The 12,824-nt window shown below is 69.3% G+C and carries 13 protein-coding genes; 10 read left to right on the forward strand and 3 right to left on the reverse strand.

Going from position 1 to position 12,824, the window contains the following annotated elements; all coding sequences use genetic code 11:
* Together Q1N79_RS25670 and Q1N79_RS25675 are read left to right on the forward strand one after the other, a co-directional pair.
* Positions 1 to 698, forward strand: a 698-nt coding sequence (locus tag Q1N79_RS25670; protein ID WP_300613290.1) for a 3'-5' exonuclease, incomplete at its 5' end; no start/stop codon positions are given.
* 249 nt (positions 699 to 947) lie between these two features.
* Positions 948 to 2,051 (forward strand): YCF48-related protein, encoded by a 1,104-nt coding sequence (locus Q1N79_RS25675; RefSeq protein WP_300613292.1) that lies wholly within the window; start codon positions 948 to 950, stop codon positions 2,049 to 2,051.
* A gap of 7 nt (positions 2,052 to 2,058) precedes the next feature.
* Here the strand turns inward: Q1N79_RS25675 and Q1N79_RS25680 are convergent, their stop codons facing one another.
* Positions 2,059 to 2,424: a hypothetical protein gene (locus Q1N79_RS25680; protein WP_300613294.1), complete on the reverse strand. Its 366-nt coding sequence runs from the start codon at positions 2,422 to 2,424 to the stop codon at positions 2,059 to 2,061.
* Between the two features lie 251 nt (positions 2,425 to 2,675).
* Between Q1N79_RS25680 and Q1N79_RS25685 the strand changes: the two genes are divergently transcribed.
* The 3 genes from Q1N79_RS25685 to Q1N79_RS25695 all read left to right on the forward strand — a co-directional run bounded on the left by Q1N79_RS25685 (position 2,676) and on the right by Q1N79_RS25695 (position 6,332).
* Positions 2,676 to 3,497 carry a nuclease-related domain-containing protein gene (locus tag Q1N79_RS25685; protein WP_300613296.1) on the forward strand — a complete coding sequence of 274 codons (822 nt, stop codon included), beginning with the start codon at positions 2,676 to 2,678 and terminating at the stop codon, positions 3,495 to 3,497.
* 522 nt (positions 3,498 to 4,019) lie between these two features.
* Positions 4,020 to 5,039: an LLM class flavin-dependent oxidoreductase gene (locus tag Q1N79_RS25690; RefSeq protein WP_300613298.1), complete on the forward strand. Its 1,020-nt coding sequence runs from the start codon at positions 4,020 to 4,022 to the stop codon at positions 5,037 to 5,039.
* A gap of 150 nt (positions 5,040 to 5,189) precedes the next feature.
* Positions 5,190 to 6,332: a hypothetical protein gene (locus tag Q1N79_RS25695; RefSeq protein ID WP_300613300.1), complete on the forward strand. Its 1,143-nt coding sequence runs from the start codon at positions 5,190 to 5,192 to the stop codon at positions 6,330 to 6,332.
* 11 nt (positions 6,333 to 6,343) lie between these two features.
* Here the strand turns inward: Q1N79_RS25695 and Q1N79_RS25700 are convergent, their stop codons facing one another.
* On the reverse strand, positions 6,344 to 6,790 hold the full coding sequence (locus Q1N79_RS25700; RefSeq protein ID WP_300613302.1) for a hypothetical protein: 447 nt from the start codon (positions 6,788 to 6,790) through the stop codon (positions 6,344 to 6,346).
* A gap of 182 nt (positions 6,791 to 6,972) precedes the next feature.
* On the opposite strand from Q1N79_RS25700, the gene Q1N79_RS25705 reads away from it, so the two are divergent.
* From Q1N79_RS25705 to Q1N79_RS25720, 4 genes are all read left to right on the forward strand, one after another.
* Positions 6,973 to 8,118, forward strand: coding sequence for a hypothetical protein (locus tag Q1N79_RS25705; RefSeq protein WP_300613305.1), 1,146 nt, complete (start codon positions 6,973 to 6,975; stop codon positions 8,116 to 8,118).
* Between the two features lie 10 nt (positions 8,119 to 8,128).
* Positions 8,129 to 8,884: a trans-aconitate 2-methyltransferase gene (locus Q1N79_RS25710; protein WP_300613307.1), complete on the forward strand. Its 756-nt coding sequence runs from the start codon at positions 8,129 to 8,131 to the stop codon at positions 8,882 to 8,884.
* A 12-nt stretch (positions 8,885 to 8,896) separates the two neighbouring features.
* Positions 8,897 to 10,339, forward strand: coding sequence for an NAD(P)/FAD-dependent oxidoreductase (locus Q1N79_RS25715; protein WP_300613309.1), 1,443 nt, complete (start codon positions 8,897 to 8,899; stop codon positions 10,337 to 10,339).
* A gap of 135 nt (positions 10,340 to 10,474) precedes the next feature.
* On the forward strand, positions 10,475 to 11,623 hold the full coding sequence (locus Q1N79_RS25720; RefSeq protein ID WP_300613311.1) for a site-specific integrase: 1,149 nt from the start codon (positions 10,475 to 10,477) through the stop codon (positions 11,621 to 11,623).
* Positions 11,624 to 11,719: 96 nt separating this feature from the next.
* Here the strand turns inward: Q1N79_RS25720 and Q1N79_RS30870 are convergent, their stop codons facing one another.
* The gene (locus Q1N79_RS30870) at positions 11,720 to 11,938 is read right to left on the reverse strand and encodes a helix-turn-helix domain-containing protein (RefSeq protein ID WP_367185141.1); all 219 of its coding nucleotides are present in this window, start codon (positions 11,936 to 11,938) and stop codon (positions 11,720 to 11,722) included.
* A 633-nt stretch (positions 11,939 to 12,571) separates the two neighbouring features.
* Here Q1N79_RS30870 and Q1N79_RS25725 point away from each other — a divergent pair.
* On the forward strand, positions 12,572 to 12,824 hold a 253-nt coding region (locus Q1N79_RS25725; protein ID WP_300613314.1), incomplete at its 3' end, for a hypothetical protein.

Here is a 12,824-nt window from a genome sequence, read left to right on the forward strand (position 1 = left end):
TGCCGGAGATCCTCGCGGCGCTGAGCGCGCCGGTGCTTGAGGGGGTCGCGGTGCCGGCCGCGGGCTCGCCTGCGTCGCCGGACGCGGTCCCGGTCGCCGAACGGCTGGCCGAGGCGGTCCGGACGGCACTGGCGTCGACTACGGGCGGGTCTTCTTGGCCGCCGCCGTTGGCGTCGCGGCCGCCGTCGGGCGCTGGGGCCAGCGACGCCGAACGGGAGCGCGCGCAAACCCGGACGGCGGTCCGCGCGGCCGCCGAGGTACTCACCCCGCTCGCCGCCCGCTGCGGCGGCGACCTCGACCGGTTCCTCGACGAGCTAGCGCTCGGCGCCGAGGTCGACACCTGGGACCCGCGCGCCGACCGGATCTCGCTGCTCACCCTGCACGCGTCCAAGGGCCTTGAGTTCCCCGTCGTGTTCATCGCCGGCTGCGACGACGGCCTGCTCCCGCTGCGCCCGTGGCACGGGGCGCCCGCCGATTACGCCGAGGAGCGCAGGCTGCTCTTCGTCGGCATGACCCGGGCGACGACACGCCTGGTGCTGCTGACCGCCGGGGAGCGGCCGGTCCACGGCGCGGTGACCAAGTGCGCCCCGTCACCGTTCCTCGCCTCGGTCGATCCCGCCCTGCTCGACCGCCGTGGCGGCGCGGCGGGCGCCCGTGCCGCGCGTCGCGACAAGGCCCAGCAGGCCCGGCTTTTCTAGGTTTCCAGGCCCACTGCCGTCCAACCGCCCGCCACCAACGGGAGTCTCAGTAAGTGAGGCAAATCTAGGTAAGGAGCGGTGATGGCGATGTGGCGGAAGTGCGTTACGTGGTCATCCCTGGCTGTCTGCCTGCTGGGGGCGGGCTGTGCGAGCGCGGGCACCGCGGTACCGCCCGGCGGCGCGAGCGCCTCGCCCACGGCAAGGCAGCCGGCCCCGGCTTCGCGGCCAGCCGGAAAGGCATTCTGGTTTATGTCGGTGCAGATGACCGCGGCGAGCACCGGATGGGCGCTGGCCTACCCGACAAACCCCGCGGTTGTCTCGCCCAGCCCGGTCGTGCTGCTCGTCCGGACCACGAACGGCGCGCGGACCTGGACCGATGTGACTCCCACAGCCGCGCGCAAGGCGCTTGCCAACCCGGAGACGACCGAGGTCCTTTACACCCTCAGTGGCACCCGCGCGTACCTCGCGGTGAACGCCCCGGAGCCGGTCGCCTCGACGGTGAGCCTGACCGATGTGTTCGCGACAGACAACGGCGGCCGGACCTGGACCGAGACGGCGCCGGTCAAGGCTCCCGGCTACGCGCGCGCGCTGAGCTTCGCGGACCCTGATCACGGCTGGCTGCTCATCAGCGAGGGCGCGGCGATGGGCGAGAACCCGGTCCAGGTGTACCGGACGACCGACGGCGGGGCGCGCTGGTCGCTGGTCGCCCAGTCGCCCGCGATGGACAGCGACAGCACCTCGGGGATTCCGGTCACGTGTGACAAGACCGGGATCACGTTCGCCTCCGCCACAACGGGGTGGCTGACCAGCGCGTGCATCGCCGGCCTGTCCGGCGAGCTCCTGGTCAGCCGCGACGGCGGCGTCACGTGGGCGGTGCAGCGGCTGCCGCTTCCCGCCGACGTCTGCGGTGACAGCGGGTGCTTTCTCGCCGGGCCGGAGTTCACCGGCGGTACCGGGTTCGTGACCGTGGCCCCAGCGGCGGGCACGCCGACCCTGCTGGTCACCCGGGATCTCGGTCAGGCGTGGCAGCCGGTCCCGCTGCCGGCGGGGTCGGGACGGTACCCGCAGATCGATTTCTTCGGCCCACTGCACGGCGTGCTGGTCTCGGCGGGCTCGCAGGGGTCGATCGGCACGGTCTTTTACACGACGTCAGACGGCGGCCAGACCTGGACAGCGGTTCGGCAAGGGATTCGGTTCATCCAGCCCGGGGCCGCCATCGACTTCGTGAGCGCTAGCGCCGGCTTCGCGTGGTCCCTCGGCGCCGGCACGCAGGGCGCCACGCCGCCCCCGATGTATGAGACGACCGACTCAGGCCACACGTGGACGCCGTTCGCTCCGCGGCTGGTCAGCTGAGAAATCCCTAGCGCGACGGGATCAGCGTGGCGGACGCGCCGCGGGCCTCGCTCAGCGCGGCGGTCATCATGTCCGCCGCCTGGCCCGCCGCGGCGAGGGCCTCGATCACGTCGGTGACCGAATCGTCCGGGTCCAGTCCGCAGTCGTGCGCGAGCTGCCCGTCCTCGTGCTTGATGACCAGGAACCTGGCCAGCTGCTCGCATAGCTGGGGCAGCCCCTGGCCGACCAGCTCAAGGCTCGCGACGATGTCGCGCACATCGCCGGGGCCGGTGAGTTCGCCCCCGCCGTGCGTCAGCTCGTTCAGCGCGCGGATCGCGCGCGCCGCCTGGCTGGCGAGCTCGGACGGGGTCATCGTGCTGGCCAGCTCGGTCACGTGTCCGCCCCGATGCTGAATTCGCGCGGAACTGGCACCTGCTCGGGCATCAATCTCCTTGAGGGGCTACCGGCGGGGGTCGCCTGGGCGCATCGGCCGACGCGCCCAGGCGGAAGGCTTACCTACACGATACGAGACGGCCCGCCGCGCGCCGGCACTCGGTTCGCCGGCCGTGACCGCCATCCGCCGCGGTGGCAAGCTGAAATGACGGTTCCTCTTTCTCTTGTTGGCACAGAGGAGGGGTTGGCGGTATGCGGTTAATCGAGCTGTCAGATCACCCGGGCGGGATGCTCAGGGATATTCAGCGGCAGCGCCGGGCGGACGACGGGCGTGCCCACGGGCAGTACGCGACCGCGCTGGCACGGCACAAGGCGCGGCTCGACCGGGTGCGGGCGCGACGCGATGAGGCGCGCGCCCGGCACCGGTGGTTCGGCTGGATCCGCGGGATCGTCGCCGTCTGGGCCGAGCAGCGAAGGCTTCCGCGGCCGCCGGCCTCGGTCAGCGCGCCGACCGCCCGGGAGGAGTCGATCGCGGCCGGAATGGCCGGCGAACGGCGGATGGCGACCGAACTCGGCCACGTCCTTGGCGACGAATGGGTGCTCTTCCGCGGCTATCGCAACAGCCGCGGCGAGATCGACCACCTGCTGCTTGGGCCGCGCGGGCTGTTCGCCATCGAAGTCAAGTACCACAACGCCACCGTCTATGTCAGCGGCGACGACTGGCGCTTCGAGAAATTCGATCGCTGGGGCAACCGGGTCGAGCAGGGCCGCATTGCCGACCGCACGGGACGTTCGCCGAGCGTGCAGCTCAACCAGCCCGCCGACGAGCTCGAGAGGTTCCTGCAAAGCCGGGGGCAGCCGGTGTCGATAACCAGGGTCGTGGTACTCAACCATCCGCGGTCGCGGGTTGGCGGCCATAAGAACCTGACCGTCAAGGTCGCGACCTCGTCGCAGTACATCGTTGACCTGGTGCGCGAGTCCCAGGTCGATCTCCAGGGCAGCCGCCGATCCCAGCTCGCGCGCCTGATCGAGCAGGACCACCGCTTCCACAACCGCCGCCGGACACCGCGCTGAGCGGGCGCGGATTCGCGCCGGCGTTATCCGAGATCGCGGCCGACTATGACCGGCACGATCCGGCTTATCCTGACGAACTCCCCGACCACGAGGCCAGTTGTCAACGACTCGGGCGGCCGATTCGCGCCAGCACGGTCGCTGCCCTGGTCACGGCACGGCGCACGTCGTAAATCGGGGTCGGGCACCTGCGTGCCCTAGGCGGCTGCGCCGGCTTACCGCCGGCCCGGTTAACGGGAAAGAAAAGGGCACCTCTGACCGGCATTTTCCTTCCCGTTAAGCGCCATGCCCGGAATGCCTGAATCTAGCATTCGGGCATTTAGGGCATAACGGGCCCGTTAGCCGGGCGCCCCAGGCAGTCCGGGCCGTCCGCTGTGGGGACGGGCGGGATGGAATGCCGCCGCGACCGCGTACCCGCGATGAGGGCGGCGCGGGACGGAAGATGGGGATGGGGCGGGAAGTGACATAGCAGGACGCTTCCGTTGCCGTGGGAATCTGGGCCGTGGCGCGGGCGCTGACCCAGACGTGAAAAAGAAGATCGGCTTCCTCAGCTTCGGGCACTGGCGGGACATCCCGGGGTCGCACACGCGCAGCGCCGCAGACTCGCTGCTGCAGACGATCGAACTGGCCCAGGCCGCAGAAGAGATCGGCGCCGACGGGGCGTTCGTGCGGGTCCACCACTGGGAGCGGCAGCTCGCCTCGCCGTTCCCGCTGCTGTCGGCCATCGCGGCGCGGACGAGCCGGATCGAGATCGGCACCGCGGTCATCGACATGCGGTACGAGAATCCCCTTTATATGAGTGAGGAAGCCGCGGCAGCCGACCTTATCAGCGGCGGGCGCCTGCAGCTCGGGGTCAGCCGGGGGTCGCCGGAGATCGCCCTGCGCGGGGCGGAGTCGTTCGGGTACGTGCCCGCGGAGGGGGAGACCGCCGCGGACAACGCGCGGCGCAAGACGGAGATCTTCCTTGCCGCGATCAAGGGCGCCGCCGTCGCGCGGACCGACCCCGGGCGAAGCGGCATCAGCGGCGGGCTGGCCATCCAGCCCCAGTCGCCGGGCCTGGCCGACCGGATCTGGTGGGGCGCCGGATCCAACGCCACGGCGCAGTGGGCCGCCGGGCTCGGCATGAACCTGCAGTCCTCCACGCTCAAGGACCACGAGTCAGACGAGCCGTTCCACGTCCAGCAGGCCAGGCAGATCCAGGTCTTCCGCGACGCGTGGCAGGAAGCGGGCCACGCGCGCGAGCCCCGTGTCTCGGTGAGCCGTTCGATCTTCGCGCTGACGGACAAGCAAGACTGGACGTACTTCGGCGACCGCAACCAGGACGAGGATCAGGTCGGCTTCATCGACAACGAGCACCAGGCGATCTTCGGCCGCACCTACGCCGCCGAGCCGGACAAGCTGATCGAACAGCTCAAGGAGGACGAGGCGATCGCCGCCGCCGACACCCTGCTGCTCACGGTCCCGAACCAGCTAGGCGTCGCATACAACGCCCACGTGATCGAGTCGGTTCTTACCCACGTTGCCCCTGCCCTCGGCTGGCGCTAGCCGACATCCTCCCGCCGCGTTGACACCGGGCGACGGGACTGCCAAAATCGGGGCAATCCGCCGGGGGGTATTTGTCGGTAATTGTCTATATAGCGTCGTGATGACGAAGCAAGCGCCCGATATGCGGCCGCCGAGCGTGGAGAAGCATTCATGTCGACGAATTCGGAGAACGGTCAGGTCCCGTCCGTGCAGGTAGCAATCCCTGTGCCGCCCGCCGTGGGGTCCGTCTTCGCGCTCGGCTGGCTGATGGCGGAACTGTTCGACGGCCGCCGCCGCGCGAGCGTCGCCGATCGCCAGCCGCGGTTCGACCCGGCCGTTCAGCTGCCCCTGGTCGCCAACCTCGACCCCTACGACTTGCTGAACTTCCTTGTCGCCGATCTGCATGACCTGCTCGCACCGTTCCCTGGCCTCCCGGACGCCGAGATCCGGGCCGAGGCGGCCAAGGAGGCAGGCGGCGCGGACCCGTTTGACGTGGGCAAGTTCGACGGCGCGGTGGGCGACCTGCACCTGGCCGTCCTCGATCAGCTCGCCGACGACCTGCAGCAGCTCAACGCCTACCAGCTGGGCCTGGCGCTGAGCGACATGTGCTGGCTGGTCACGCCCGACGGCGGCCCGGAGACGTTCATCTCGATATTCAAGCGCGACCAGGTTGCCGCCATGCAGACGTGGCTCAACGGCGCGGGCAACGCGATTCCGCCGACGACGGCGGCCATCGTCGGCCAGTCGCTGACGAAGTGGGCGGACTGGGTCAATGTCAACGCGCCGAACCTGCGGGCCAAGAACGCGAACACGTGGACAGCCTCGGCGGGCGCAGTCGTCAGCGCGCTGCGCGTGCAGGGGACGATCTGGCACTCCGCCCTCACCGCCGACCCGGACGTCAGCCTCAATCCCGCGATGGGCGCGTGGGTGCAGGCCGCGTCCACGATCGCCCGGGCCACGCGGACGGTGACCCTCACGATCCTGCGGCGGTTCTGGCCGATCGTGGCCGGCACCGCCGCCGCGCTCGCGGGGTTGCTCTACCTGGTGATCTCGAACCTCAGCGGAGCGTCCCAGGTGTGGGCGAGCCTGGTCACCGTCGCTGCTGTCGTCGGCTGCGGCGGGGCGGGCCTGGGTTCCGGCGTCTCCAGGGCCTTCGGCGGGATCGGGTTCGAGGTCTGGAGTGCGGCCAAGCTCGACGCGCAAGCGTGGAACGTGACCTGGCTCCCGGCCCTGCCGCAAACCCCGGCGCAGCGCAGCCAGCTCGGCAACCGCGGCGTCTCCGCGCCCCTGCTCAGGAGGAATGTCGACGGCTGACTGCCGCCCGGCTAGCTGCTCGCCCTGCTCGCCGCCCGCGCGTCCAATTCCTGCTCCGGTGCCGTGGCCTGCTCGCACACCGACAGCTGAACCGTCCACATCGCGGACGTCAGCACGATGAACCGGTGCAGCCGCTGCCGCAGCGCGGCCGCGTTTCCGCTGCGGGCCGCCTCGCGGGCCGAGGCGACGGCGTCGTCCGCGGCGTGCTCGAGCCGGGCCTGCCTGGCGGTCAGCAGCGACAGGTTCGCCGAACGGGGGCGGTCGTCGTGCGCGGCGGCCAGCGCCGCGCGCCCGGCGGCCTTGGCTTCGGCGAGGATCGCGCTCGTCGCCTGGGCGACCTGCTCCGCGGCATCGGGCGGGAGCGGCGCGCCGACCATGCCGGTGGCGAACATATGCAGCACCGCCATGTGCGGCATGCAGCGCGCCTGGTGATCACGCAACTCTTCCGCCCCGATCATGACCCACCCCCTCATTGGTAACGGACTCTTATTCCAGCGTCCGCGCAGTCAGCGCCAAAGGGACTTTGGTCCCGTATCCGCAGCCCCAGGTCCGTGGGGCCCGGGTTGCGGACCTCCGGCCCTATTCCCGCAGGTTACGGGGGAGTCAGCATGGGAGCGCTCCCTGGGAGAGAAGGTGTGTGATGGTCAGCTATGCGGACGTTGAGAAGCTGCTCGCCAGTCAGCACGACGAGCCGCGGGTGCTGTCGCTGTACCTGGAGGTTCCGCTGGACCACCAGGAGCTGCGAGTGCTCCCAGCACGGGCCAGCGACCTGATCACGGCCGCGTCCGGTGCTCCACGGGGGCCGGACGCCGAGCGGGTGCTCGCGCACGCGCGGCAGGAAGTGCGCCACTTCCTCGACTCGCGCGCGCGTACCTGGGCCGGGCACTGTGCCGGCATCTTCGTCTGCGGCCAGGAGGGCCTGGCGGAAGCCATCAAGCTGCCCGCAGGGACGGGTGAGCGGGCAGTGCTCGCCACCCGGCCCCACGTCCGGCCGCTGCTTGCTGCCCTGCAGCGCCATCCGGCTTACTGGGTCGTCGTGGTCAACCGCCGGCACGCCTGGCTGTTCTCGGTGTCAGGAGACCAGATCGGGCTGGTCGCCCAGCCGACCGGCCCCGGGCTGCGGAGCGCGGGTTACGGGGGCTGGTACGGGCTGGAGTCCTACGGCACCAACGAGCGCATCGCCGGGCTCGCGCACCAGCACTTCGAGGACACGGCCGAAATGCTCGGCCGGGCTATCCGGCGCGCACCCGGCGAGATGTTCGTGGTGGGCGGCCACGTCGCGACGATCCCGCGGTTCCTCGCCGCCTTGGGCCATGACGAGCGGAAGCTTTTCGCGGGCAGCTTCGCGGTGGACACCGCCACGATGACGCCGGGGAAGATACGCGCGCTCGCCGATCCCGTGATCCGGACCCGGGTGGACAGGACCGAGCGGGCGGTGGTGGACGAGATCCGAAGGCAGCCGCCCGGCGGGCTCGCCGCCGTCGGCATGCCGCAGTGCCTGGCGGCCGTCCGCCAGCATTCCATCCGGGCCCTCGCGGTGCCCGGTCAGGCGCTCGTCCCGGGTTACGCATGCCGGGCATGCGGCGCGCTCGGCATGACCCGGGCCGAGCTCAAGGCGTTCGGGTCCGGCTGCGAACACGGTGACTCGCGGGCGATCGCCGTGCCGGACCTGGTCGAGGAGGTCGTCGTCGTCACGATCGCGGACGGCGGGATGGTCGAGGCCGTTGCCGCCCCGCCGGACGGCATTGCCGCACTCCTGCGCTTCCCGCTGATGCCCGGGGGTTAGCATCGCTGTCATGCCGGACAGGGAGGACAGCGCCCAGGACACCAACGCCGCCGTGTGGAAGAGCGACATTGGCGTCAATTTCTGGAAGTCGACCGCCAGCGACAGGGAGCGCCGCCGGGCGGGCCACCGGGACCTGATGGCCCAGCTGCTGCCGTTCGCGGCCGGCGAGCCGTTCACGTTCGTCGACCTCGGCGCGGGCACGGGCGCGGCCGCGCGGACGATCCTCGGCTGCTACGCAGGCGCGCACGCGATCCTGGCCGATTTCTCACCGCAGATGATGGCGCAAGGGATGGTCGAGCTCGAGCCGTACGCGGGCAGGTACACCTATGTCGAGTTCGACCTCACGCAGGCCGGGAGCTGGCCGGCGCAGATCCCGGACCGCCTCGACGCGGTGGTCAGCTCGCTCTGCGTCCACCATCTGCGCGACGAGCGCAAGCAGACACTGTTCGGCGAGATCTTCGCGCAGCTCGCGCCCGGCGGCTGGTACCTCAATTACGACCCGGTGCTGCCTCCTGACCCGGTGGCGGAACAGGCCTGGCTGCGGGCCGGTGACCGCCGCGACCCCGGCGCGGCGGGCAAGCGGGCACACCGCACCCCCGAGGAGCAGTTCCGCTACGAGAACCACGTCAGGTACATGACCCCGCTGGACCCGCAGCTCGGCTACCTGCGGGCGGCCGGGTTCGAGGGCGTGGACGTGTACTGGAAGGAACTCGACTACGTCATCTACGGGGGCCGCCGCCCCGCGGACGCGGCCGGCGACAGCTAAGGCGACAGGTAAGTGGCCGGAGCGGACGGGTTCGACGCCGTGGTCGTCGGGTCAGGGCCGAACGGGCTGATCGGCGCCGTCACGCTGGCCGAAGCCGGGCTCCGGGTCCTGCTTCTCGAAGCGGCCGCGGAGTTCGGCGGGGGCCTGCGCAGCGCCGCGCTCACCCTGGACGGGTTCACGCACGACGTCTGCGCCACGGTCCTGCCCCTGGCCCGGGCGTCGGCCGCGTTCAGGAACCTTCCGCTCCGGGTCGACTGGGCTTTCCCGCGGGTGCAGGCGGCGCATCCGCTGGACGGACAGGACGCGGTGCTGCTGCACAGGGACATCGGGGAAACCGCCGCGGGCCTGCGGTCGGCCGTGGACGCCGCCGCCTGGCGGGCCAGCGTCGGCGCCACGGCCAGCGGCGGGCCCGGCCTGGTGGACTCCCTGCTCTCCCCGCTGTCCGTGCCGCGGGCACCGCTGCGGCTAGCGAGGTTCGCGACTTTCGGCGTGCTGCCGGCGACGGTGCTCACGCGGACCATCTTCGGCGGCGAGCGAGCGCGGGCGCTGTTCGCCGGGATGGCCGCGCACTCGATGGTCGACCTGCGCGCGCCCATCACCGGCGGCTACGGGATGCTGCTCGGCGCGCTCGCCCACCGGGTCGGCTGGCCGGTGGTCCGCGGCGGCTCGCACCGCCTCGCCGCCGCCCTGGTCGGCCGGCTGGTCTCCCTCGGCGGCGCCGCCGAATCCGGGCAGACGGTGCGGGACCTGTCCGACGTGCCGCGCGCGGGCGTGATCCTACTCGACCTGACGCCGTCCCAGGTGCTGGCCGTCTGCGGCGACCGGCTGCCCGGCGGCTACGCGCGCCAGCTGCGCCGCTTCAGGTACGGGCCTGGCGTGTTCAAGCTGGACTGGGCGCTGTCCGGGCCGGTGCCGTGGAAGGACCCCGCGGTCGCGACGGCCGGAACCGTGCACCTGGGCGGCACGCTCGCGGAGATCGCGGCCGGCGAGGCCGAGGTGGCGGCCGGGCGGCTCCCGGCGCGCCCGTTCGTCCTCGCCGTCCAGCCGTGCGTGGCGGACCCGTCGCGCGCGCCGGCCGGGCGGCACGTGCTGTGGGCGTACTGCCACGTGCCGAACGGCTGCCCGGCGGACATGACGGCCGCGATCGAGGACCAGGTCGAGCGGTTCGCGCCCGGGTTCCGTGACCTGATCCTGGCCCGCGCCGCGCACGACCCGGCCGCGCTCCAGCGGCACGACCCCAACCTCGTCGGCGGTGACATAGCCGGCGGCGACGCGGGATTTGTCCAGTTCGTCCGCCGTCCGCGGCTGTCACTGCGCCCGTGGGCGACCCCGCTGCGCGGGGTCTACCTGTGCTCGGCGAGCACGCCGCCGGGCCCGGGCGTGCACGGGATGGGCGGCTACCACGCGGCGCGGCTGGCACTGGCCGGAGGAGACGCCAGGGTCCGTTCGGGATAACCGTAGCAAAATCGCTCTCACCAGCGGAAACGCTGGCCAAGAAGGCCAGATTCCCCCGATAAGTCATAGCCTGCTAAAATAGAGGTAGGAAGCCGCTAGGGCTGTGAGTAGGGGAGCAACCGAAGGGACAGCCCGGTGGCGAGCATCGAAACCAACATCATCCCGGCTGGCAGCCGCAAGAACACAACCGGCAAGCCGCAGCAGAGTTACACGGTCCGCTACCGTGACGTAGCCGGTAAGCAGCGTGAGAAGACCTTCAAGAAGCATGACGACGCCAAGGCGTTCGCTAGCGCGCAGGACTACAAGAAGCGCTTCGATGACGCGGACGTGAGCCTAGAAGCGCGCAGGCAGCCGTTCAACGACGCCGTACGGACGTGGCTTGACACTGCGCCATGGCGTAACGAGCGCACCAGGGCAACCTACGTGTCCGCGTTCACCAAGTGGGTCGGCCCCGCCTATGAGGGGCGTACGGTGCGCGAGGCAGCCACCATGCCGGGCATCGCCCGTGAGCTAGTCAACCTGGCGATGATCGATCTGTGTGGCGCGATGCGCGCTAGGGCGCGCACCCTGATCGTGAACACGCTTGACATGCTCGTGACCGACGGCGTGATTGAATCCCACCGCGTGACCGGGATCAAGCTGGCGCAGAAGGCCATCACTGAAGAGGACTCCGAAGATGACGGGTTCGTGTTCATCACCGATGAGCAAACCGGATTCCTCGCCGATGGCGGGAAGATCGACGGACACTCCTACAAGGGCGCCGGTATCGGAGTCTGGCTACAGCGCACTATGGGTCTTCGCATCTGCGAGGCGCTGGGAGTCGAGAAGGCTGATTTCATCAACAACGGTATGACGCTGCGCCTCAAGGCGCAGGCTTCCCGTGATGGCAAGATGCGTGTCCCCCTCAAGAAGCGGCAGAAGGGGCAATTCCGCGACGTCCCCGTACCCGAGTTCATCTGGGACATGGTTAAGGGAATGCCGGATGGTCCGCTGATGCCGGGGATCTCCACCAAGTACATGCCCTACCCGACGATTCAAGACCGGTTCGGGCGCGCGTGCAAAGCGCTCGGTATCACCGGGTTCACGACACACAGCCTCCGGCATCAGTTCGCGTCCGAATGCCTGGAGTCGGGGATGAACATTGTTGACCTGTCAGCGGTCCTCGGTCACGCTGACCCGTCCATCACGCTCAAGACGTACGTTCATGCGATGCCGGATAGCCAGGAGAGGACTCGCGCGATGATGAACGCGCGTTGGGCGGCCCCGGCCTTGATGGCCGCGTGAGGGCATTGTGCGGCCCCTGTAGGGCCGCAGAGAGGCCGGGAGGGGTAGGAATACCCTCCCGGCCTTTCCGTGTCTCTGCGTGGCTCCTAGAGCCGTCTAGACGGCCTTCTGTCCCTCCACCCAATTCCACAAGTCGCGTTCGCGTATGCGGAGTTCCCGGCCGACCTTGAAGGCCGGGATCTTCCAATCCCTCCAATGGTCCCGCAGCCGTCTTACGGGGATGTCTAGGAGTTCTGCGGCATGGGGTAGGGATAGAAGACGGTTGGAGCCTCCTGCGGCCAACGATTCACCTCGGATCTGAAGCAGATGTCCCAATTTGGGACACCTGCCATTACCTTCCGGTTGTCCGGGTTCACGGTTGGCCTGCTGCCTCTACTTTCATCTTGACATGCCCTGTTGGAACCGGCAAGCGGCGGTTGTCGCTAATGCCGCTTGATGCACTATTATCCGGTGTGACGTAGATCACACGTTATCGCGCGAGCGGAACACGCGAACGGACACGGTAGAGATATGAGAGAAGAAAAACCTCTCGGCTGCGCCGTGCATAACCTACGGTACCGTAACTTAGTCCGAGTCAACCACGTTGACCTGGGGTTATTCACGAAAATGCCTAAGGTGAGAAGGGGAAAAGCGCCGCCGGTAGGCGGTAGGCGGCGCAGGAGTGTGACTGCGGGGGCCTCTCCCCCGCACCTCCACTCAAAGGGATGAATGGTAACTAGATAACTGAAGATGTATACTAGGAGTAGAGAGCCACGATGGGCTAGATGATCGTGGCTCTTTTCATGTCTACGGGAAAGTGAGAAGTATTTGGTTAAGATTGCTGCCAGGAATGTTGATTGCGCCGCTTGCGGCAAGCCCTTCGCCTATGGCGGGGTGGGCCGGGTTCCCAAGTTTTGTTCGGCTGGCTGCCGTCGCACGGCTGACCGGGTGCGGCACCGTGGTTCGGCTGTGCCGCGTGTCGTTGCACGCGACGTGCTATTTGTTCCTTCGGCTTGGAGTGAGGGAATCTCGGTTGCTGATGCTGTGCAATATGGTGTTGAGTGGTCTGCCCATTTGAAGGCTGACGGTAAATGGCATGATGGTTACAGTGTGTCGGATGGTTTGCGCCGGAGGCCGGGTGCGAAGGATCGGCCTATGGGTGAGAAGGCTGATTCGAAGTATCCTTTGGATAAGTCTTGGGTGGATAAGGGGGCGGATCTGG

It is taken from the genome of Trebonia sp., assembly GCF_030042015.1.
In the GTDB taxonomy this organism is placed as follows: Bacteria; Actinomycetota; Actinomycetes; order Streptosporangiales; family Streptosporangiaceae; genus Trebonia.